Source organism: Hymenobacter sp. DG25A (assembly GCF_001280305.1).
In the GTDB taxonomy this organism is placed as follows: Bacteria; Bacteroidota; Bacteroidia; order Cytophagales; family Hymenobacteraceae; genus Hymenobacter.
Window position 1 is genome coordinate 2041749 of record NZ_CP012623.1, and the last position, 24578, is coordinate 2066326.

Consider the following 24578-nt stretch of genomic DNA (forward strand, 5'->3'; position numbering starts at 1 on the left):
AGACTATGTTCCAAGGAAAAACGCTGGTAACCGCTTCGGCCCTCTGCCTGGCCCTGCTGGCTGGCTGCGATTCTAAAGAGGAAACCACCCCGGCTTCTGAGTACGACCGCGCGGCCATGCTCACCAACTATAGCAACAACCTCATTGTGCCGGGCTATTCCGCCCTCAGCACGGAGGCCACCCAGCTGAAGGCCGCGGTGGATGCGTTTGTGGCCGCCCCCACGGAAGCAACCCTGGCCAGCGCCCGCGCCGAGCTGCAGCAGGCCTACACCGCTTGGCAAACCGTGAGCGGCTACGAGTTTGGGCCGGCAGAGCAGCAAATGCTGCGCACCAGCCTGAACATTTACCCCACCACTACCAGCACCGTAGAGAGCAATATCTCCTCGGGCACTTATGATCTGGAAGCCTCCGCCAATCTCTCGGCCAAAGGCTTCCCGGCGGTGGATTACCTGTTGTATTCTGATGCCAGCGCCACGGCCGTGCTGGCCCGCTTCGTAGCGCAGCCCAACCGGGGCCGCTATCTGCAGGATCTGGCCTCCAACATTCAAACCAAAGCCACGGCAGCCAGTACCGGCTGGCAGGGCTATGCCTCCACTTTTCAGAAGTCGGAAGGCACGGCGGTAGGTTCGGCAGTGGGCAACCTGGTTAATCAGCTGAATTCGGATATTGATATGACCAAGCGCGCCAAGGTGGGTATTCCCTCGGGCCGCTTTACAGCCGGCACCGCGCAGCCAACCAAAGTAGAAGCGTATTACAGCGGCCTTTCCCTGCCACTGCTGAAGACCACGCTGCAGGCCGAAAAAGCCCTCTTCCTGGGTCAGAATGCTGCTGGCACTAACGGATTGGGCCTGGATGACTACCTGGACCACGTAGGTGCCAAATACAACAACGAGGCACTTTCCACGGCTATTTCCAGGAAGTTTGACGAGGCCATTGCCGCCACGGATGCCGTGCAGGGTCCCCTCTCGCAGGCCGTCACTACCCAGCCCCAGGCCGTGGGTGCGGTGTACCAGAAGCTGCAGGAGCTGATTGTACTTACCAAAACCGACATGCCGGCGGCCCTGGGGGTTTCCATCACCTACACCGATAACGACGGCGACTAAGCCTTTCCCTTTTACCCTTTCGCATGCTGCGTAAGCTTACTGCTACCTTAAGCCAACCTGTATCGGCGGCGCCCCTGGCGGTGTTCCGGCTGATCTTTGGGGGAATGCTGCTGGCTAGCATTGTGCGGTTTGTGCTGAAAGGCTGGGTAACGGATCTGTACGTTAAGCCGCAGTTTTACTTTCCTTACTACGGCTTTGAATGGGTGCGCCCGCTGGGCAGCGTGGGCATGCATCTGCTGTTTGGGCTGATGGCCCTCTCGGCTTTGGGGCTGATGCTGGGGTTGTTTTACCGCTGGTCGGCGGTGCTGTTCTTTCTCAGCTTCACGTATGTGGAGCTCATTGACAAGAGCAACTACCTCAACCACTACTACTTTGTATCGGTAGTGGCGTTTTTGCTGATCTGGGTGCCGGCCGGGCGGCATTTCTCGCTCGATGCCTGGCGCCGGCCTGGCCAGTGGGTCAGCCACGTGCCGCGCTGGACCATCCTCATTTTTCAGGCGCAGCTGGGGCTGGTGTACTTCTACGCCGGCCTGGCCAAGCTCAACTCCGACTGGCTGCTGGAGGCCATGCCTCTGCGCTACTGGCTGCCCGCGCACACGGGCGTGCCCATCATCGGGCCCCTGTTCGATTACCTGTGGGTGGCGTACGTGTTCAGCTGGTTTGGCGCCCTCTACGACCTCACCATTCCTTTCTTTCTGATGCAGCGCCGCACCCGGCTGCTGGCCTACGCCACCGTGGTGGTGTTTCATGTGCTCACGGCGGTGCTGTTCCAGATTGGCATGTTCCCCTACATTATGATGGTGAGCACGCTGATTTTCTTTTCGGCTGAATTCCACGAGCGGGTGCTGCATCTGCTGCGCCGGCTTATCCGGCTGCCGGACCTCCCGCAGGCGTTTACACCCCGTGCTGTCACCGGCCTTCACCCGGCGCTGCTGGCCCTGCTGGGGCTGCACTTTCTGATACAGGTGCTGGTGCCGTGGCGCTTTGCGCTTTACCCCGGCAAGCTATTCTGGACGGAGCAGGGCTACCGCTTTTCCTGGCGCGTGATGCTGATGGAGAAAACCGGCACAGCTTTCTTTTATGTGCGCGACCCGCGCACCGGCCACGAAACCGAAATTCATAACCGCCGCTTTCTCACCGTGAATCAGGAGAAAATGGTGGCCACGCAGCCCGATATGCTCCTGCAATACGCGCAGATACTCCGCCGTGAGTACCAGCGCAAGGGCATCCCAAATCCGCAGGTGCGCGCCGAGGTGTACGCCAGCCTGAACGGTCAAAGCTCGCGCCTGCTCATCGACCCTTCCGTTGATCTGGCCGCCCTGCAGGATGGGTTTGCGCCCAAAGCCTGGATTCTTCCCTTCGATCAGCCTACGGCCCCTACGCCTATCGTTGGGCAGAACTAACGCTATGTACCGCATTTTTCTTTTGTTGTTTCTGGGGCTGAGTCTGGCTTCGGCCTCGTTCGCCCAGACCTTCTCTATTACCGGGCGCGTTACAAATGCAGAAACCGGCCAGCCCGTGGCCCAGGCCGAAGTGCTCCTGACCGGCACCTCCCGCATTGTTTCCACCGATGTGCAGGGCAACTTCCAATTTGACGAGCTACCGGCCGGCAGCTACGTGCTGACGGCCTTCGCCGCCAGGCTCACCAGCCTGACCCTGCCCGTGAATATTGCCACGGATAACGCCACGCTGAACTTTGCGCTGGCGCCCCTGCGGGTAACTACCGCCGAGGTGAAAGTGGAAGGCGAGCGGGACAAGAGCTTTGGCATCCGACGGCTGGGCTCCGTGGAAGGCGCGGCCATTTACGAAGCCAAGAAAACCGAAGTGGTGGAGCTGGCGGGCGTTACGGCCAACCTGGCCACCAACAACAGCCGGCAGGTGTTTGCCAAAGTGGCGGGCCTCAATATTTGGGAAAGCGACGGAGGCGGGCTGCAGCTGGGCATTGGCGGCCGTGGCCTCAGCCCCAACCGCACCGCCAACTTCAACACCCGCCAGAATGGCTACGATATTTCGGCCGATGCCCTGGGCTATCCGGAAAGCTACTACACGCCGCCCACGGAGGCGCTGGACCGCATTGAGGTAGTGCGCGGGGCGGCTTCCCTGCAGTATGGCACCCAGTTTGGCGGTATGCTCAACTTCGTGATGAAGCACGGTACCGAGGACAAGCCCCTGGAGGTTACCTCCCGCCAGACGGTGGGCTCTTTTGGGTTCTTTAACACCTTCAACAGCCTGGGCGGCACCAGCGGCAAGCTGAACTACTACGGCTTCTACCAGTACAAGCGCGGCAACGGCTGGCGCCCCAACTCCGATTTTGACGTGCACACGGCCTACGGCGCCCTACGCTACGATGCCTCTGCCTGCCTGAAGCTGGGGCTGGAATACACCTTTATGAACTACCTGGCCCAGCAGCCCGGCGGCCTCACCGATGCCGATTTTGCCGCCGATGCGCGGCAGTCCAAGCGGGAGCGGAACTGGTTTCGGGTGAACTGGAATCTGCTGGCTCTCACGGCCGACTACCAGCTGGGCGAGCATACAAAGCTGAACGTGCGCAATTTCGGGCTGTTTGCCGAGCGGGATGCCTTGGGCTACCTGGAGAAAATCAACCGCCCCGACCCGTTGCAGGAGCGGCTGCTGCTGATTGACCAGTTCCGCAACTTCGGCAACGAAACGCGGCTGATTCACCGCTATGCCTTCCTCAAATCCTTCTCCACGGCTCTGGTGGGCCTGCGCTACTACCACGGCTTTACGGACCAAAAGCAGGGCAATGGCTCCGCGGCCGCTGATGCCGACTTCCGCTACTACCCCAACAACGGCGACCCTAGTCTTTCCGCCTTTCAGTACCCCAGCCGCAACCTGTCGCTGTTCGCCGAAAACGTATTTAACCTCACCGAGAAGCTGAGCGTAACGCCCGGCATTCGGTATGAGTGGATCCGGACGCGCGCGCAGGGCCGCTATGATGTGGTAAACCGCGACCTGGCCGGCAATATCCTGTACCAGGAGCGCATTCCGGAAAACCGCACCAACACGCGCGGACTGGCTCTTCTGGGCCTGGGCATCAGCTTTAAGCCCAGTGAGAAGCTGGAGGTATACGGCAACTTCTCGCAGAATTACCGCGCCATCAATTTCAACGATATGCGCGTGGTGAACTCCAACATTCGTATTGATCCGCAGCTGCAGGACGAGAAAGGCTACAGCGCCGACCTGGGCGTGCGCGGCGGCACGGCCGGCCTGTTCAGCTACGATGTGAGCCTGTTTAATCTGGTGTATGATAACCGTATTGGTCTGCAGCCCGCTAAAGACACCGTGCTGTTTACCAACTACCTGCTGCGCACCAACATTGGCCGCTCCCGCAACCGCGGCCTGGAGACGTTTGTAGAGGCCGATGTGCTGCGCCTGCTTTACGGCGCCGAGCACCGCACGGGCTTGTCTGTCTTCTCCAACGTGACGCTGGTAGATGCCCGTTACCAGATTGACAACGAGCTGTTCCGGAACAAGAAAGTGGAGCTGGCCCCCAGTCTGATTGCCAAAGCCGGCGCTGCACTCAAGCGGGACCAACTGCGCCTCGCCTACCAGTATGCCTACACCTCCCAGCAGTTCAGCGACGCGACCAACAGCATCCTGGAGCCCACGGCCGTGTTTGGCCGCATTCCGGCCTATTGGGTGATGGACCTTTCCGGCAGCTACAGCTACAAGTTTCTAACGCTGGAAACCGGCATCAACAACCTCACCGACCGACGCTATTTCACGCGCCGCGCTACGGCCTACCCCGGCCCCGGCATTATCCCCGCCGATGGCCGCAGCTTCTATCTAACACTGCAGGTGCGCCTGCCGCAGTAGTACTTCGGCTGATAGGCGCTTATGTAGGTCGGGGGCACATTCACCGTACTTCACTGCCCGATGATGAGGCTTGCTTCTATGCTTGCAAGGATAAGTGTGGCCCTACCAGGCGTACCTGTTCATGAGCAGAGGACAGCCGAGGTTTAAATATGGTTTTTACAAATAAAAATATAATTATACAAGCTCAACTAATTTAGAATATCGGAATAGGTGATTTTCATTTTCATTTTGCCAATTTTTACACTAATCCATAAATAATTGTTAATATAATTATGACATAAATATATATGCCATATTTTTTATTTGTAACTTTATAATCAATCAACGCTCTAGTACTACTTTTTACAGTCCATTAAGGTTAACCCCCTAATTTTTTACAGTACCTCTTACATCTATTTGGAGGATATTAAAACCTCTATCTGTCCATACAAAGTACGTATGGCTTGGCCCTTAGTATCAGATACACACCTACAACCCCTTTTTTCTAGTTTACCCGCCCGCATCCTTACAGGAGGCATACGTTTTCTGTGTGCCTACCGCGTCCCGTAGCCTTTTTATCTAGCCGGCTACCCCTCTATCCCCCCTCTTCCTGATCTACCCTAAGGTCCCCGCAAAACCGGGGTATAAGATTCTCTTGTGCCAATTGCACAACAGGGGTAGAATCCTATTGCTATTTCTAAACCTATTGTACCATGGAAACATCTGTAAACACAACTACACGTTGTCCGCTTTTTCAGGCTTTTCAGTTCTCCATTTTCATTCAATTTATCACCCTACTTTTAAATCGAAATTCCCGCAATTACTCTTTTGCAGCGCTGCTGCTAAAACATGTTCTGATTGGTATTTTCAGCTTTACTATTTCAGCCGCCTGGGCTCAAACCAGCAATGCCATTGTAACGGAAAACAGCAAGCCCGGCAATCCGGAATCGGAATGGCAGATTAGTGGGGCTGGTGATTTATCCATTCAGGGCTTTGCTACGGACATCAGCTATAATAAAGGCGACCTGGCCCATTTTAAGGTAAAAACCGATGCCAGCAGCTATACTATAAACATCTATCGATTAGGCTATTACCAGGGCAACGGGGCGCGGCTGCAAGGCACCGTGGCAGTGGCTGCCGCTCAAAGTCAACCACTCTGCGTAACCGACCCCAACACGGGCCTGCTGGACTGCGGCAACTGGGCGGAGTCGGCTAGCTGGCAGATTCCCAGTGATGCTGTTTCCGGGGTGTATATCGCCAGGCTCACCCGCTCCGATACGAAGGGTGCCAGCCATATGGTTTTTATTGTGCGGGATGATGCCGGCAGCTCCGATCTGTTGTTTCAGACCTCGGATGCTACCTGGCAGGCCTACAACATCTACGGCGACACGAATAACAACGGTAAGAGCCTGTACGCCGCTACTTCCGGGAGCAAGGCGTCCAAAGTCAGCTATAACCGCCCCTTCGTAACCCGCAACGGCGGCGGAGGCGGCGGCGCGGCCGAAGACTGGCTTTTCAACGCCGAATACCCCATGATTCGCTGGCTGGAGGCCAACGGCTACGATGTTAGCTACTTTACGAACGTAGATACCGACCGGAAAGGAAGCCTCATTACCCGCCACAAAGTGTTTATGTCGGTGGGGCACGATGAGTATTGGTCGGGCACGGCGCGGGCCAACGTAGAGGCCGCCCGCAATGCCGGCAAGCACCTGGCTTTTTTCAGCGGCAACGAAGTTTACTGGAAAACCCGCTGGGAAGCCAGTAATGGCCAAACTCACCGCACGCTGGTTTGCTATAAAGAAGGCACCCAGGGCGAAAACGTCTGCGGCACTAAGTGCGACCCCAGCCCGGAATGGACGGGCCTGTGGCGGGACGGCTGCAGCTTTACCAGCGCCGGCGGCTGCCGGCCGGAGAATGCGCTGACCGGCCAGATCAGCTGGACCGAAGCCAGCGGGCCCATTACCGTGCCGGCCAGCTATAAAAACCTGCGCTTCTGGCGCAACACCAGTGTGGCCTCGCTCAGCAACGGCGCCACCGCCAGCTTCACCGATGGCACCATTGGCTATGAGTGGGACCCGGAGCAGGAAGAATACCGCAGCTCCTACCCCGCCGGCCGCATATTGCTTTCTCAGACCGAGCTGAACGGTAAAACCCACCACCTTTCCCTTTACAAGCACAGCAGTGGCGCCCTGGTTTTTGGTGCCGGCACCGTGCAGTGGTCGTGGGGTCTGGACAGCAACCACGACCGGGGCAGCGCCGCCCCCAACACTGCCATGCGGCAGGCCACTGTAAACCTGTTTGCAGATATGGGCGTGCAGCCCGGCTCTTTGCAGGCGGGCCTGGTAGCCACCACGGCTTCCAGTGATGCGCAGGCCCCAACCGTGGTTATTTCCTCCCCCGCGGCAGGTGCTACCCTACCCGGCAGCCAGACGGCTACCATTTCCGGCACTGGCTCCGATGCCAATGTGGTGGCCGGCGTAGAAGTTTCTACCGATGGCGGCACTACCTGGCGCCTGGCCACCGGCACCACTTCCTGGACCTACGCCTGGACATCCCCCCCTCAGGGCCCCGCTACTATTCAGAGCCGGGCTTTTGACGATTCCGGCAACATGAGCGCCCCCGTTACGGTGAACGTTACCGTTGGCGAAGCCGGCCCCCAGGTGTGTCCGTGCACGGTGTTTACGGCCAGCACGCCCATCCCCCCTAATCTTAATAATGATAACCAGGCTATTCAACTGGGCATGAAGTTCCGGGCCAGCACCAGTGGCTACATTACCGGGGTTCGGTTCTATAAGCAGGATGGCAACACCGGCACGCACATCGGGCAGCTGTACAGCAGCACCGGCACGCTCCTGGCTCAGTCTACTTTTACCAACGAAACGACCTCGGGCTGGCAGGAAGTGGCTTTTGCCAAGCCGGTAGCTATTACGGCCAATACCACCTACATCATCTCTTACCACAGCAGCGCTGGCCATTACTCTTCAAATGACACTGGCTTTGCCACAGCCATTGTAAATGGCCCCCTGCGTGGCTTGGCCAATGACGAAGACGGTAAAAACGGCGTGTACGCTTACTCACCCACACCGGCTTTCCCCACCACCAACTTCCAGTCTAGTAACTACTTTGTGGATGTTGTTTTTAATACGACTGTAGGGCCGGATACCAGCGCTCCGTCCGTAGCCTCTACCTCGCCGGCCAATAATGCGGCGGGCGTGCTGGTTTCTGCCAACATCAACGTTACGTTTGATGAGGCCCTGGACCCTGCTACTGTTTCCGGTAATACTATCCAGCTGTTGCAGGGCAGCACCCCGGTAGCGGCCACTGTTTCTTATGATGAAAACAGCCGCACCACCACCCTTAACCCCAGCAGTGACTTAAGCTACTCTACGCAGTATTCTCTGGCGGTGAAAGGCGGCACCACGGACCCTCGGATCAAGGACCTGGCAGGCAACGCCCTGGCAGCCAATTATTCTGCCTCTTTCACTACTCAGGGCGCCCCGCTGCCCCCACCACCGCCCTTGCCTTCGCCCAACCAGGGCCCGGGCGGCCCTATTCTGGTTATCAGCTCTTCGGCCAATGCGTTTAGCCGCTATCCGGTAGAGATTCTGCGGGCGGAAGGCTTCAATGCGTTTGAGGCGAAAGACATAGCTGAAGTGCGGGGCAATGCCTCGCAGCTAAGCAGCTATGACGTTATCGTGCTGGGCAATATAGCCTTGCAGGCCTCCGATGTGACGATGCTCACAGATTGGGTTACGGCGGGCGGTACGCTCATTGCCTTCCGGCCTGATGCGCAGCTGGCCTCTTTGCTGGGCCTGGTGCCCGCCGGCGGCTCGCTCTCCGATAAGTATCTGCTGGTGAATACCGCCAGCGGCCCCGGGGTGGGCATCGTTAATGAAACCATTCAGTTTCACGGCGCCGCCGACCTCTACACCCTGCAGGCCGGCACTACCAGTCTGGCTACGTTATACTCCGGAGCTTCCTCGGCCACCAGCAACCCGGCCGTTACGCAGCGGCTGGTGGGTACCAGCGGCGGCAAAGCCATTGCTTTCACCTATGACCTGGCCCGCTCTATTGTGTACACCCGCCAGGGCAACCCCGCCTATGCCGGCCAGAAGCGCGACGGCCAAAGCGGTCCTATACGCTCGGATGACCTGTTCTACCCCGACTGGGTGGACCTGAACAAGGTGGCCATTCCGCAGGCCGATGAGCAGCAGCGCTTGCTGGCCAACATTATGGTGCAGGGCAGCCGCAAGCCCCTGCCCCGGTTCTGGTATCTGCCCAAAGGCCTGAAAGCCGCCGTGATTATGACCGGCGACGACCACGGCAGCGGCGGCACCAAGCCCCGGTTCGATAGCTATAAAACGAAAAGCGGCGCTAACAACACGGCCCAAGGCGTAGCCGACTGGACGGCCATTCGGGGTACTTCCTACATCTATCCTGGCACTCCCATTACCGATGCGGAAGCTGCTGCTTACGAAGCCGAGGGCTTTGAAATCAGCCTGCACCTGAATACCGACTGCGCGGTTTGGACACCTACCTCCCTGCGCAATTATTTCTCTACCCAGCTGGGCGACCTGGCCGCAAGATTCCCCAGCATCTCCCGGCCCGTAACCCACCGGACCCACTGCATTTCCTGGAGCGACTGGGCCAGCGAGGCCAAGATTGAGCTGGAAAACGGCATCCGTCTGGACGATAACTATTACTACTGGCCGGAGGCCTGGATAAAAGACCGGCCCGGTATGTTCACGGGCTCGGGCATGCCCATGCGCTTTGCTGATGTGGACGGTTCGCTTATTGACGTCTACCAGGCCACCACGCAGCTGACCGACGAATCAGGCATCACCTACTCCACGCACATTAATACGCTGCTGGACAATGCCCTGGGCGCCAAAGGTTACTACGGCGTGTTTACGGCCAACATGCACACCGATTTCCTGCAAACCAGCATCGATGGCTCCAACACCATTATTGCCGCGGCCCAGCAGCGGCAGGTGCCCGTCATTTCGGCCAAGCAAATGCTGACCTGGCTGGATAGCCGCAACAGCTCTTCCTTCGGCAACATGGCCTGGAACGGCAATCAACTGAGCTTCTCGGTGAACGTGTATAATGGTGTAGCCAACCTGCAGGGCATGCTGCCCATTGCGGCCGCCTCCGGCCGCTTACTCAGCCTGAGCGTGAACAACAGTCCGGTTAATTACCGCACGGAGAAAATCAAAGGCATTGATTACGCCTTCTTCCCTGCTACTCCCGGCAACTATGTGGCCTCTTATGATGGAGTGGCCTGCACCACGCCTACGGCTACTATTGCGGCCGTGGAGCCAGCCGTGTGCCCCGGCACGCCCGTGCAGCTGAAGCTGGAAAAGGCCACCGGCCAGGGTCCCTTTGACTTGGTGGTGAATGGCGCAACTTACTCTGATGTGGCTGTAGGGCAAACATTTGTGGCCCCTTCCGCAGGCAGCGAGGTCAGCATCTGGAGCGCTACGGATACGCCCGCCAATGCCGATGCTACCGATACTCAGCCCATTGAAACAGGCACCAAATTCCGCGCTTCGGTCAGTGGGTATATTACCGGCATTCGTTTTTATAAGGGTGCTACCAATACCGGCACGCACGTAGGTACGCTGTGGGATGCCACCGGCCAAAAACTGGCTTCGGCCACTTTCACCAATGAGACGGCCAGTGGCTGGCAGACGGTGCGCTTTGCTACGCCGGTGGCCGTTGTAGCCGGCACTACGTACGTGGCCTCCTATTATTCGCCGAACAATGTATTTGCATACACGGCTGATTACTTTACAACCAAAGCCGTTACCAATGGCCCGCTAACGGCCTTGCAGTCGGGCGGCACCGCCGACCCCAACGGGGTGTACCGGTACGGCGCCGGCGGCGGCTTCCCCTCTAACGGCATTGCTGCCAACTACTGGGTAGACGTGCTCTTCAAAGAAGGAAACAGTACCTCGCCCACCAGCTACGTTCTGACGAGCATCACGGATAACGGCGGCTGTGTGGCCACCGGCGAATCCTTAAGCGCCGTACAGGTTTCGGTGGCGCCCCCACCGGCCGGCACCCTGGCCGCGGCACCCGTGCAGGAAGGCCAGGATATCAACCTCACCTTTACGGCTACGGCCGGCGCTGGCCCGTTTGCGCTGGTTATCAATGGCACCAATTATCCGGGGGTAGTGAGCGGCACCGCCTTCAATACGGGCGTAAAAGCCTCTTCCTCGGCCTCCAGCAGCATCTGGGGTGATGCTGGCACACCAGCCACGGCCTCCGCAGCCGATACCAAGGCAACAGAAGTAGGTGTAAAATTCCGCGCCAGCGTAGCCGGCCAGATTACTGGTATCCGCTTCTATAAAGGCTCTGCCAATACGGGCACGCATACCGGCTCTTTGTGGAGCAAGGCGGGCGTATTGCTGGCTACGGCCACCTTCACCAATGAAACCGCCACCGGCTGGCAGGAAGTGAAGTTTGCTTCGCCCGTTTCCATCGAGGCCAATACCACATACATTGCCTCGTATTTTGCGCCGGCAGGTGGCTACGCTCACAACGGCAGCTTCTTCACCAATGCAGCCGTTACCAACGGTCCCTTGAAAGCGCTGAAGGACGGCGAGGATGGTGCTAATGGCGTGTATAGCTACAGCACCGGCGGGGTTGTTCCCACCGATACTTACCAGGGCGGCAACTATTGGGTAGACGTGCTATTTACGGCTCCTAACAGCGGTAGCACCACTTTCTCCCTGACCAGCATTACCGATTCCAAAGGCTGCGTGCAGCAGGGTGACATCCAGGTACTGACGGTACAGCCTTCGGCTACTCCCAACCAGGCCCCGGTGCTGAACCCAATCGGGCCAAAAACAGTGGCGGCTTCTTCCCTGCTGACGTTTACTGCTTCCGCCACCGATACGGAAGGCAGTACCCTTACGTACAGTCTGTCTGGCACGGTGCCAGCCGGAGCAGTAATCAACCCGGCAGGGGCCTTTACCTGGACGCCCACGCCTGATCAGGTAGGCGCGCATACCTTTAAGGTGGTGGTTTCGGATGGCCTCGCCTCGGCAGAGGAGGCAATTACCGTTACCGTAACCAGCGGGGCGCCAACGGCCACGGCCTGCTTCCAGGACCAGAGCGCCACTGATTTCAATAATGGCACAGCGGGCACCGGCACGTACCGGCCTGCTGCCGGCGGAGTCATCCTCCAGCCACAGGTAGCCCATGAATTTGCTGCCGCACCACCAATTTCGGAATGGCAGAGCTTTCCTTGGCCCCCGGGTGGCGGCACTACTACCTTCTCGGGCACTCAGGCTGTGGTAGATGGGGCCCGCTTCAATACCGAACCCACTACCAACACGTCGTCGCCGGGTGTCTCCCTCGAATTTGTGGCCACGTTCGGTGCTACCGGCTTCCAGCATATTGGGTTTGGGGCTGGTAATGATGTGGACATGTTCAACAATACGCCTATCTGGGCCATGTTCAGCACGGGGACTAATGACAATTTTTCCACCGGCCTGAAAGCCCGGGTCAATAATAATGGTACCGCCACGGATGTAGTGCTGCCTGGTAACCTGTATGGCACGGCCCACCGCTACCGCATCGACTGGAAAGCCGCCAGCATTGAGTTTTACGTGGATGGTGCTCTGGTGCAAACCACCAATGTGGCCCTTAGCGTGCCCATGCGGGTGGGTGCCAGTGACCTGGCAGTGGGCGCACCAGCCCTTGCTCTGGATTGGGTGCGTCTGACTCCGTATGCTGCTTCGGGCAGCTTTACCTCCCGCGTGTACGATGGTGGCACCTCCAAAACCTGGAGCCAGGCCACCTGGGATGCTGATGCCCCTTCGGGTTCCAGTGTGAAGCTGTTCCAGCGGCAGGGAAATACCCCTACCCCGGATGCTAACTGGACGGCGTTTACCGCCATTGCTGACAATGGCGCCACGGTAGGTGGCACTTCCCGCTACATTCAGTACCGGGCGGATCTGGCCACCACTAATTCCGGCCTGACCCCTACGCTTCGTAGTGTGGGAATTAACTGCACTGAACCGGCTGCCTGCCCCACCGTCGTCTTTACACCCATTGCGGGCACGGCCTTGCCGGCTGCTACGGTAGGCGTGGCCTATAACCAGACAATCAGTACCGATCAAACGGGCTATAGTCTGGCGGCCACAGGACTGCCGGCCGGGCTGGTGCTGGATGCCACCACCGGCGTAATCAGCGGTACGCCTACCGCTGCGGCCTCCGCTAACGTAACCGTTACGGCTACCAAGGACGCCTGCTCCGCCAATGCTGCCTATACCCTCGTAGTAAATGGCACCAGCAGCCCTACTGCCCAAACCATTTCGTTTACGCAGGACCTGCCGGATGTGAAGACCACTGCCGGCCCCATTACGCTGAGTGCCACCGCATCCTCTGGCTTAGCGGTTTCCTACGTAGTTGCAGGCCCAGCTACCATTGAAGGGAATGTTCTCACCCTGACAGGCGCCACGGGCCAGGTAAAGATTACAGCCTCGCAGGCTGGCAATGCTACCTACGCCGCCGCCGAGAGCGTAGAGCGCACTTTCAACGTCACCTTCGACGCTGTGGCCTGCTTCCAGGACCAGAGTATAGCTGATTTCAACGACGGCACAGCCTCCGCTACGGTGTCGGTATCTCAGTCCGCCAATGGCGGCATAACCCTGATGCCTAAGGCGGCCAATGACTTCTCCACTGCTCCTTCAGCGGCTGAGTGGCAAAGCTTCCCCTGGACCAGCGGTGGTACTACCACCTACTCTGGTGGTCAGGCCGTGGTAGATGGGTCCCGCTTTAACACAATGGCGGCATCTGCCATTGTGGGCCCGGGTTCATCGTTTGAGTTTGATGCTACCTTCGGCGCAGCCGGGTTCCAGCACATCGGGTTTGGAGCCGGTGATGACACGAACATGTTTGATGGCGCTGCAATATGGGCCATGTTCAGCACCGGGAATGATGCTGCCTCTGGCCTGAAAGCCCGGGTAAGAAACGCCGGTGTGGATACTGATGTGCCGCTAGCCGGCAACTTCATTGGTTCATCGCACCGCTACCGCATCAACTGGAATGCCAGCAGCATTGAGTTTTACGTGGATGGCGCTCTGGTGCAAACCACCAACGTAGCCATTAGCGCCCCCATGCGGGCAGGGGTTAGTGACTACAACGTGGGAGGCCCGGCAGTCAGCCTGGATTGGATGCGCCTGACTCCGTATAGCACCTCCGGCAGCTTTACCTCCCGCATTTATGATGGCAGCACGGCCAAAACCTGGCAGGAAGCTACCTGGACGGCCGATACGCCAGCGGGCACTACGGTGCAGCTATTCCAGAGGCAGGGTAATTCTACCAATCCGGAGGATGGCACTTGGACGGAGTTTGCGGCCATTGCCAATAGCGGCGCGGTTGTAGGGGGTAATTCCCGCTTCATTCAGTACCGTGCAGATCTGGCTACATCGAACACTGCTATTACGCCCACGCTTCGCAGTGTAGCTATTAATTGCGGCGAGGCCGTCTGTGCCGAAGTGGCCTTTACCCCTGCGTCCGGCTCTGTCTTGCCGAACGCCACAGTTAATGCTTTCTACAGCCAGACTATTACAACCAATCCGGAGGGCTACAACCTGGTGGCCAGCGGCTTGCCGGCCGGCCTTACGCTGGACGCCACTTCCGGACTACTGAGCGGCAAGGCCACGGAAACAGCCAAAGAGGTGGTAATCACCATAACAGCCACAAAGGGCAGCTGCTCGGCACAGGCCACCTACACCCTCACGGTACAGGCCGCCAATCAGCCACCCGTGTTAACGGCTATTGCCCCACAGTCGGTACCAGCCCTCACTAAGCTGAGCTTCACGGCTACGGCTACCGATGCTGATACGGATGCCAGCTTGCTGCGCTTCAGCCTGGCCGGCACCGTACCGGATAGCGCCAGCATTGTGGCAGAAACCGGTGTTTTCAGCTGGACGCCCACACTGGCGCAGGTAGGGGTATATACCTTTAAAGTGCTGGTTTCTGATGGCATTGCCAGCGGAGAGCAGGAAGTGACGGTGACCGTTACCAGCCCGGCGCCCACGGATATCAGCCTCAGCAGCCAGAGCGTAGAAGAGAACAAGCCCGACGGCACGGTAGTAGGCAGCTTCAGCACGGCCTCGGCCAATGAGGCCCAGACCTACTCCTACTCCCTGATTGCGGGTGACGGCGCCACGGATAATGCCTCCTTCCAGATAGCGGGCAGCGACCTGCAGACCGCCGCCGGGTTTGATTTCGAAACGAAGGCTTCTTACTCTATCCGGGTGCGTGCCACCAGCAGTGAAACCAATGGCCCCACGTTTGAAAAGGCGTTTACCATTACGGTAACGGACGTAAACGAGGCTCCGCTAATGGCGGCCAATAGCTTCAACGTAGCTGAAGGCACGGCAAATGGCGCTGCCGTAGGCACGCTGGCAGCCACGGACCCCGATGCTAACCAGACGCTGACCTACACTATTACGGCCGGCAACACCAATGATGCCTTTGCAATAGTGGGCAATGAGCTGCAGGTGAACAATACCACCGCCCTGGACTATGCCACCACGCCCTCCTTTACACTAACCATACAGGCCACCGACAGCGGCAACCCCGCCCTGAGTAACTCGGCGACTGTAACGGTAAACGTGACCAAGTCTAATGTTAATGGTGCGCCCATCATTGCAGATCAGAGCTTCCCGCTGGATGAAAACTCGCCGAATGAAACCCCCGTGGGCACCATTGCAGCTTCTGACCCCGATGCGGGGCAACAGCTGAGCTACAGCATCACGGCGGGCAATGAGTCCGGAGCCTTTAAGCTGGAAGGAAATGTGCTGAAGGTGGCCAACGCCGCGGCCCTGGATTTTGAAACTACGGCGGCGTTTTCGCTAACCGTGCAGGTTTCCGATGATAGCGCCACACCCCTGAGCAGCTCCGCTCAGGTAACCGTGACTCTGAGCCCGATAAACGAAGCGCCCGTACTGGCTAACGTGCCTATTGAAGCCGTCCGGATTCCGGAGCAGGCAGAGTATAAGTTCCAGGCCACGGCAACCGACCCGGAAAAGGATGACCTTACCTTCTCGCTCCAGGATGCCCCCGTAGGCGCCCTTATCAGCGAAACCACAGGCGAGTTCACCTGGACGCCGACCGAAAGCCAGGGTGGCACCACGCACAACTTTACCGTGCGCGTCTCCGATGGTAAGCTGACTTCTGAGCAAGCCGTGAGCCTGATAGTGGAAAAAGTAAGCTCCGCCCCGGTTCTCACGGGCGTGCCTGAAAACGCCACTATTAAGGAGCAGGCAGCCTACAGCTTCCAGGCAACGGGCACCGATACGGACCAAGACCCGCTGACCTTCTCCCTGCTGAATGCACCGGAGGGTGCTGCCATCGATGAAAACGGCTTATTCACCTGGACGCCCTCTGAAGCCCAGGGCCCCGGTGAGTATACCATTACGGTACGGGTTTCAGATGGCAGCTCTCAGGATGAAGCCCTAGTACACCTCACAGTGGAAGAAGTAAATGCGGCCCCGGTATTAAGCAGCATTGCTAATGCTACCATACCGGAGCTGGCAGCATACACCTTCAAGGCCACGGCCACCGACGCGGAGGAGAACCCGCTGACCTACTCCCTGCTCAAAGGCCCGGAGGGTGCTACCATGAACGCCGGCGTATTTAGCTGGACGCCAACGGAAGCCCAGGGCCCCGGCACCTATACCTTCTCGGTGCAGGTTTCGGATGGTGCTTTAACTGATGAGCAGGAGCTTACCCTGACGGTAGAAGAAGTGGGCTCTGAGCCGGTCCTCTCGGCAGTACCGGCCTCTGTTACCATACCAGAGCTGGCGGCTTATACCTTCACAGCCAAGGGCATAGATGGCGACGGCGACGCCCTCGCCTACTCCCTGCTCAATGCGCCAACGGGAGCTACCATCGGTGCTACGGACGGGGTATTTGCCTGGACGCCAACGGAGGACCAGGGCCCCGGCGAGTATGACATCACCGTTCGGCTTACCGCTGGTGGTGCCTACGATGAGGCAGTAGTGCATATTGTGGTAGAAGAAGCCAACGAAGCACCGGTATTAGCCCAACTGGCTGATGCTACCATACCGGAGTTGGCGGAATATACCTTCACGGCGAAGGCCACGGATGCCGAAAAAGGCACTCTAACCTTCTCGCTGGCGCAGGCTCCGTCCGGGGCAACCATAAATGGCGCAACGGGGGTATTCGCCTGGACTCCCACCGAGGAGCAGGGCCCGGGCACGTACACTTTCCTGGTGCAGGTGTCAGACGGCACCTTAACAGATGAGCAGCAAATCACGCTCACCGTTACGGAAGTTACGGCCCCCATTGTGCTGACGGGCGTACCGGCTGAGGCCACCATTCCGGAACTGAAATCTTACAGCTTCACGGCCTCCGTCAGCAGTACCGAAACCAGAACCCCTACCGTGGCGCCGGTGTATTCTTTGCAGAATGCTCCTGCGGGGGCCAGCATTGATGCCAGCAGCGGCGTATTTACCTGGACGCCCACGGCAGCGCAGGGTCCTGGTCAGTATACCTTCACCGTGAGCGTGGCGGTAGGCGAGATGACCGACTCCAAACAGATTGCCCTGACGGTGGAAGACGTGGTGCTTCCTCCCACTATTACCTCCTTCACGCCCACTTCCGGGCCGGTAGGTACGGTGGTAACCATTACGGGCACCAATCTGTCGGGAGCTAGCTCAGTGGAGTTCTTTAATGGCGCGGTGGCTACCGGGGTTGTAGTGCAGAGCAGCACTACTATTCTGGCTACGGTTCCCGCAGGGGCACTCACCGGGAAGCTTACAGTAACCACGCCCAACGGCAAAGCCATCAGTACACAGAGCTTCACGGTAACTACGCCCAGCACACCTTCGCTTAAACCGGTTATTACGTCCTTCTCGCCCACTTCGGGCCCGGTTGGCACTCAGGTAACGATTTGGGGAAGCAATCTGAATGGAGCCACTACGGTAGCCTTCAATGGTACCAATGCCCTATTCACCATTAGCAGTGCTTCCCAGATTATTGCCACCGTGCCCCAAGGCGCCAGGAGCGGACACATTACGGTTCTCACGCCCAAGGGCCTGGCCACCAGCAATGAGCACTTTAAAGTAACGAAGAGCGTCCCGGTTGAGGTTCCTGTTATCCTGTCATTCAGCCCTGCTTCCGGCCCGGTTGGTACCCGGGTAATCATTACGGGCACTAACCTGGATGGAGCAACCAAAGTGGCTTTTGATGGAAAGAACAGCAGACAGATTATCTCCAACACGGCCACTGAAGTGGTAGCCATTGTGCCAAGGAATGCTCAAACCGGGTATATCACCATCAGCACGCCGAAGGGGACTGCCAAAAGCCAGGACAAGTTTAGGGTTACGAAAGCTTCTCTGAAACCGCTCATTAGCTCCTTCTCGCCGGCATCCGGTCCGGTGGGCACCATAGTGACAATTCTGGGCAGCAATTTGGATGGAGCTAGTAAAGTTGCCTTTAACGGCCTCAGTAGTAGCTTCACCATCAGCGGCGACTCCCAGATTGTTGCCTCCGTGCCTCAAGGAGCCAGAAGCGGACACATTACGGTTCTCACGCCCAAGGGCTTGGCCACCAGCAATGAGCACTTTAAAGTAACGAAAGGCACTGCTACGGTAAGCCTTACCAATAGTGTGTATGGCGAGCCGGATGCGGCACCGCAAAGTGCGCTGCAGGCCTTGCAGGTGTTCCCCAACCCTATTCAGGGCAAGGCACAGCTCAGCTTCTCCCTGACCAAAGACGAAAACTTTACGTTGGACATCTATGATATGCGGGGAAGCAAAGTGCGCAACCTCGGCAGCGGAACCGCCCAGGCCCGCCAGCTGACTACGGTTGAACTAGATGCTCGTCTTCTGGAAGAAGGCGTCTATATCGTGCGGCTGGTAACGGGTTCGGAAGCACAAACCACCCGTATTACCATTCGGAAATAGCCGGAATTGACCAAGAAGCATCGGCGGAGATTCAGCGTGACAGGCTGGCTCTCTGCCGATGCTTTTTGGTATTACAGCCGGGCAGCAACAGGCCAGACCAACGCTAAAAAACAGCTTGAAGCTGAGGATTAGCTTCCTTTATGGCAACAAAAACAAAACCCTGTCTGCATTGCGCAGACAGGGTTTTAAGTGGGCCCAACTGGAATCGAACCAGTGACCTGCTGATTATGAGTCAGCTGCTCTAACCGATTGAGCTATAGGCCCGGCGCAAAACCAGCCAGCGTGGTTGGTTTCGGCACCGCAAACTTCGACTTTTGTGGGCGTATTTGCAACGCGGAAGCGGACGGAATGTGGGTGGCTTCTCAAATTTTTAGTCATCCGGCGGCTTTCTGCGCTGCTTTAGAGACCTATGCATATGGCGAAAAAGCCTAACCTGCTGTTCGATTTCGGCGGCGTGATTATCAATATTGACTACCAGCGGACGCTGGACGCCATGGGCCGCCTGCACCGGCATGGCAGCACCATTGAGTTTACCCAGGCCGCTCAGGCAGAGCTGTTTGACTTAATGGAAACCGGCCGCCTTACCCCCGCCGAGTTCCACCAAGGTCTGCGCACCCACTATGAGCTGGAAGCGACCGATGAGGAGCTGACGGCCGCCTGGAATGCCATGCTGCTGGACGTGCCCGCCGAGCGCCTCGCCCTTATTGCAGAGCTGCGCGCCCAGGGCTACGAAACCGCGCTTCTATCAAATACCAACCAGATTCATATTGAGGAAATAAACCAGCGGCTGCACCAGCAATACGGCCTGCAGAATGGCATTGCCGATGCCCTTGACCGGGTTTTTTACTCTCAGCACGTGGGCCTGCGCAAGCCCGGTGAAGAAATTTTCCGGCATGCCCTGGCCGAGATGAACTGGAAAGCAGAGGAAACACTTTTTATCGAGGACAGTTTTCAACACATTGAAACGGCCCGGCGGCTGGGGTTGCATACCTTGTTCCTGGCCCCGCCTCTTACCCTCACCGACGCCCTTCCCGACGCCCTTCGTGCCTTCCACTCCTCCGCCCCTTCCCTTTCCTCCTGACACCCCCGGCCTGAACGAGGAGGAAGATTTCCGGCAGTTATTTACCCGCTACGAGCGGCCCGAGCCGCCTCGCTGGCGCCGGTATGCCCTGCACCTGCTGCTGTTTTTCATCACCCTTATTACTACCACTCTGGCCGGCGCGGAATGGATAACCGGCAAGGCCTTCTTTCTTCAGGGCGACACCCTAAAGCTGACCGGCTGGCTGACGAAATCTGAAATCCTGGCCGGGCTGTGGTTTTCAGTGCCTTTTCTGGGGGTGCTCACAGTGCATGAGTTTGGCCATTATTTCACGGCGCGGCATAACCGGGTGCGCACCACGCTGCCGTACTATATTCCGTTTTTCACGGGCTTCTTTAATACCATTGGGACGTTTGGGGCCGTCATCCGCATTAAAGACCGGATTTTTTCCCGCCGCCATTTCTTTGATATTGGTTTGGCCGGGCCACTGGCGGGCTTTCTGGTAGCGGTGCCGGTGCTGATTTACGGCTTCACCCACCTGCCACCCCTGGAATACATTTTCCAGATTCATCCGGAGTACCGGGCCTATGGTGCCGACTACGCCCGCTATGTGTATCAGCAGGGCAACGGCCTTACACTGGCCAAACCACTCCTGTACCAGGGGCTGGAATACCTGTTTGCTGACCCCACGCGTCTGCCCCACCCGAATGAGCTGATGCACTACCCGGTGCTGCTGGCAGGAGCATTGTCGTTGTTTTTCACGGCGCTGAATCTGCTGCCCATTGGTCAGCTGGATGGGGGGCACATTTTGTACGGGCTGCTGGGCTTTCAGCGTTTCAATCGGCTGTCGGCGGTCCTGTTTATTGGGTTCATCTTTTACGCCGGACTGGGGCTGTTTTCACTGCAGAGCCCCGTTGATACCTGGCTGTATTGGGGGCTGCCTTATTTTCTTTACCTCACGCTGGTCTTTCGCCGGGTGCTGCCCACGCCGTGGCGCAGCGTGAAGCTGGCGCTGGGGGTGTTTGTGGCCCAGTTGGCCGCTGTTCTGGCCTTTCCGGGGCTGGAAGGCAACCCCGGTTGGCTGGTCTTTGGGTTGCTTTTGGGCCGGGTAATGGGCATTTACCATCCGCCCGCACCTGATGAGCGTCCCCTTTCACGGGGGCGCAAAGTGCTGGGCTGGCTGATGCTGGTTATTTTTGTGCTTTGCTTTACCCCTTCCCCTTTCAAGTAACCTTGTTGAACAGTGCTTTCTAGTGCCGTTCTATTGCTGATGCTCCTCGAACAAAACCGAATTTTACTGGGCACAACCCAACTGGTTATGCGCGAGCATGGCCTTTACGCCTGCCAGCGCACCACCCAGAATATTCCTTTACTGGAAGTAGAAGTCCCCTACGAGAAAATCCTGCCGGTACAGCTGGAGCGCACCCGTCAGGTGCCTACCCGCTGGCTGCTCTACATGCTGGCCCTTATTGTGTGGGTGGGCATTGAGCCGGTGCAGGAATCCTGGGCTACCGGCACCGTTACGCCCGGCCTGATAGGTGTGCTGGTTTTTCTGGCTGTATTAGGCGGTTTTGTTGCGCTGGAGTGGGACCGACGCTGGTTCTTGCTGCATTTCCGCACGGCCCACCTCAGCCTCACCTTCGCCGACCGGCGCCGCGACCGGGCCCAGTTCTACACGTTTGCCCACACGCTGGAAAAGCGGGTAAAAGAATACTTGCGCGCCCACTACGGCCGCATCAACCCCCTGGGGCCCATAGAATTACAAGTACGCCGCCTACAGTGGCTGCAGGAAATGCAGGTATTGAGCGAGCCCGAAGCCCGCGCCCTGATGGTGCGCCTCACCGGCCGACAGCAGGAAACTCTGCAGGGCATGGGCCACGAGTTGGAGGGACTGTACGAGAATTAGTGAAGCAACTGGCTTCTTCTGTATTTTGCCAGATCCTAATACAAGAGCTTTCAAAGCACAGCAGTAAACCAACACATTATTTTTATTGCATAAAAATCTAATAAACAAACATTTACAAATGAATAAACTATACTCTTACTCCCAATACACCCTTGGCTTTTTACTACTACTATACAGTGCGGTTTGGAATACATGTGATGCACAAACCGCTGCAACCTGTGATTTATTTGCACTGGATGCTCCAAAACCACAAACAAATGAAGGTTTTGCTAGTAGTGGGGTAAGTGTTGGGAAGCGCTTTGCCATCGTTGGAGAAGGAGCAGCTTCTACTAGTCCCCAAGGGCACGCTTATATCTATGAGTATGTTGGAGGAGTTTGGGTATATCGGCAAACACTGAGCGAGCCCTATTCTGAGCAGGCCATATATGGTGCCAGCACATATATTAATGATACTACTGCCCTGGTAGCTGCGTACAACTATACCGGACCAGACAAAAAAGCGAGGGGTGCCATTTTTGTTTATACCCTCCAAGGAAAGACTTGGGTAAAAACCGGCTTGATAGTCAATTCTAACCCTTATGTTTCTTCTTTTGGCTGGCGCATTGCGAAAAGCGGTACTGATGTGGTTGTTGGGAGCAATTATACTGGTGAAAAAACTAACGCTGTTGCTGTATATAGGCAGCCACAGAACCCTGAGGACCCTTGGACACTGGTTGCAACACTATCTGCCCCTTCCAGCAGCACCAGCTATGATTACGGCTATAGTGTAGATATTCAAGGAGACCATTTGCTGGTTGGTGCTGTTGATGCTTTTGGATTTGGCAACCCAGCTGCTTATTTCTACCGTCGAAACACCCGTAGGGAGTGGGAATTTGAGCAGGTTGAAATCTATCCTAAAGGATGCCGAGCGGGCTTTAGCGCCTCCCTTTTTGGGAACTATGCTGCTGTAGGGTCTGATTCCAACTTAGGCATTCGGATTTACGAGAGAACAACAGGTGGCTGGAAGCTTCGGCAAACGATATATAGCCCTGATCGTAAAACCGGCGGAAGATATGGCTTCTCGGTGGCTATGAATGCCAAGATGCTGCTGGTTTCCGACCCATTTATGGGTGGGGGTGCAGTATACCGTTATGAGCAGCAAGATGGTTCTTGGAATCTAAAAAGGCGCTATACTGCACCGCAACCAAAGGCCTTAGATTTATTTGGGGGCTGGGTAGAAGTTGATGAAAGCAGCAGCAATTTAATTATTGGTGCCCCAGGTCGCATTTCTGGCGGTATTGAGGATGCTGGGCAAGCTTTTGTGCTATGGAATCCAGCTATTTCTCCTGCTGGTCCCTTTTGTGAAGATGCTTCTGCAGTACAGTTACAAGCAAGCGCAACAGGTGGAACCTGGGCGGGTAAAGGCATTATCAATACCAAAACCGGCCAGTTTGATCCTGCACAGGCTGGCGTTGGCACGCACACTATTTCGTACAGTATTTCAGGTGGCGGGTGTACGTTTCAGGATACCACATTCATTCAGGTGAGCCCACGCCTGCGCATTGCTCGTAACAAAGTCCCTGTATTGACTTGTGCGCAAGACACTAGCATTACTTTAACAGCCAACCTGACGGGGGGAAGCTGGTCTGGTAAGGGAATTATGAATTCTCAAATCGGCACCTTCAAAACTTGGGTGGCAGGCCCAGGGCGCCATGTTCTGACGTACGAGGTTGCTGACATGGGCGCTTGTAGCAAACTTGATACAATAAGCGTAGTCGTACAGGCAATAACAGCTCAAATTCAGCCACTGCCGCGCCACTTAAGCTGCGCCCGTGACACTCTCTTTTCGCTCAGTGCTACGCCTGTTGGTGGTTCTTGGCAAGGGAAGGGCATACTAGAAAGCAAAACAGGGCTATTCAGTTCTGCCTCTGCTGGTCCAGGTCGGCATGTCATCACCTATACACTTTCAGCTACCGGAGCCTGCGGAGTGAAGGATACAACCATTATTGTGGTGGAACCGATCAGGGCTCATATTGTAACTCAACCTTCCACGCTATGCCGACTTGATACTATTCTGCAGCTATCAGCTACTCCCACTGGAGGTATATGGCAAGGCAAAGGGATTACGGATGCCAAGAAAGGCCTTTTTACTGCTTCCGTAGCCGGCCCTGGCCAGCATATGGTCCACTATAAAATTGGTGGCGGTGCGTGCATGGTTAACGATTCAGTGGCCATTTTCCTAGATCCTATTGCCAAGCCTATTCTAACATCGAAGGATCCCGTCATTTTGCGTTGTGGGGAATCCTCAGTTCTGTTGAGTATACAGGCAGATATTTCCAATGGCAGCCGCTATGAATGGCAATATGCAGAATCACTCAGTAGCCCTTGGCACTCTTTGCCTACCGGCAATGGACAGACAACCTATTCTGCTATGCAAGCAGGCTGGTATCGTGTACAGGCAGAGCATAATAACTGCTTTGCCCTTTCGGAAGCCACACAGCTACTGATTGAGCCCGTTTACTCTCCCTCTGTACCAAACATCTTTACCCCCAATCATGATGGTATCAATGATGTATTTGAGCTAAAACTGCAATATCCCCGCACTTTCCACTTACAGATTTTTAACCGGTGGGGCCAGGAGATTTTCCAAACCAACACATATGGTAAATTCTGGACAGGGACAGGTGCTCCAGAAGGTGTTTATTATTACTTATGGCGTTACTCTACAGAGTGTGATATAACTGAGCGCACATTCAAAGGCCATATTACAGTTAGTCGATAAG

The 24578-nt window shown here is 56.9% G+C and carries 8 protein-coding genes and 1 tRNA gene; 8 read left to right on the forward strand and 1 reads right to left on the reverse strand.

What is annotated here, in order from left to right; genetic code table 11:
* The first annotated feature begins 5 nt into the window (after positions 1–5).
* From AM218_RS08770 to AM218_RS16760, 4 genes are all read left to right on the forward strand, one after another.
* Positions 6–1103 (forward strand): imelysin family protein, encoded by a 1098-nt coding sequence (locus AM218_RS08770; protein ID WP_054413523.1) that lies wholly within the window; start codon positions 6–8, stop codon positions 1101–1103.
* A gap of 23 nt (positions 1104–1126) precedes the next feature.
* Positions 1127–2506, forward strand: a complete 1380-nt coding sequence (locus tag AM218_RS08775; RefSeq protein ID WP_054413524.1) for an HTTM domain-containing protein — start codon at positions 1127–1129, stop codon at positions 2504–2506.
* 4 nt (positions 2507–2510) lie between these two features.
* Positions 2511–4940 carry a TonB-dependent receptor domain-containing protein gene (locus tag AM218_RS08780; protein WP_054413525.1) on the forward strand — a complete coding sequence of 810 codons (2430 nt, stop codon included), beginning with the start codon at positions 2511–2513 and terminating at the stop codon, positions 4938–4940.
* A gap of 692 nt (positions 4941–5632) precedes the next feature.
* Positions 5633–18871, forward strand: coding sequence for a DUF4082 domain-containing protein (locus tag AM218_RS16760; RefSeq protein ID WP_054413526.1), 13239 nt, complete (start codon positions 5633–5635; stop codon positions 18869–18871).
* Positions 18872–19061: 190 nt separating this feature from the next.
* On the opposite strand, the gene AM218_RS08790 is transcribed toward AM218_RS16760, so the two are convergent.
* Positions 19062–19135: transfer RNA gene (locus tag AM218_RS08790), tRNA-Ile, on the reverse strand.
* 145 nt (positions 19136–19280) lie between these two features.
* On the opposite strand from AM218_RS08790, the gene AM218_RS08795 reads away from it, so the two are divergent.
* From AM218_RS08795 to AM218_RS16545, 4 genes are all read left to right on the forward strand, one after another.
* Complete coding sequence (locus AM218_RS08795) at positions 19281–19952, forward strand: HAD family hydrolase (RefSeq protein ID WP_082318146.1); 672 nt, start codon at positions 19281–19283, stop codon at positions 19950–19952.
* Entirely contained in the window at positions 19915–21141 is a 1227-nt protein-coding gene (locus AM218_RS08800) for a site-2 protease family protein (RefSeq protein WP_231717467.1), read from the forward strand. The genes AM218_RS08795 and AM218_RS08800 overlap by 38 nt, the downstream gene beginning before the upstream one ends.
* A gap of 39 nt (positions 21142–21180) precedes the next feature.
* Positions 21181–21816, forward strand: a complete 636-nt coding sequence (locus AM218_RS08805) for a hypothetical protein (RefSeq protein WP_157547596.1) — start codon at positions 21181–21183, stop codon at positions 21814–21816.
* An 85-nt stretch (positions 21817–21901) separates the two neighbouring features.
* A complete protein-coding gene (locus AM218_RS16545; RefSeq protein ID WP_157547597.1) occupies positions 21902–24577 on the forward strand; it encodes a T9SS type B sorting domain-containing protein in 2676 nt (891 codons plus the stop codon).
* Position 24578: the final 1 nt, after the last annotated feature.

Bases quoted from the DNA above. Each gene is read 5' to 3' on its own strand.
- AM218_RS08775 (WP_054413524.1), top strand. From the start codon at position 1,127: ATGCTGCGTAAGCTTACTGCTACCTTAAGCCAACCTGTATCGGCGGCG.
- AM218_RS08780 (WP_054413525.1), top strand. From the start codon at position 2,511: ATGTACCGCATTTTTCTTTTGTTGTTTCTGGGGCTGAGTCTGGCTTCG.
- AM218_RS16760 (WP_054413526.1), top strand. From the start codon at position 5,633: ATGGAAACATCTGTAAACACAACTACACGTTGTCCGCTTTTTCAGGCT.
- AM218_RS08805 (WP_157547596.1), top strand. From the start codon at position 21,181: ATGCTCCTCGAACAAAACCGAATTTTACTGGGCACAACCCAACTGGTT.
- AM218_RS08770 (WP_054413523.1), top strand. From the start codon at position 6: ATGTTCCAAGGAAAAACGCTGGTAACCGCTTCGGCCCTCTGCCTGGCC.
- AM218_RS08795 (WP_082318146.1), top strand. From the start codon at position 19,281: ATGCATATGGCGAAAAAGCCTAACCTGCTGTTCGATTTCGGCGGCGTG.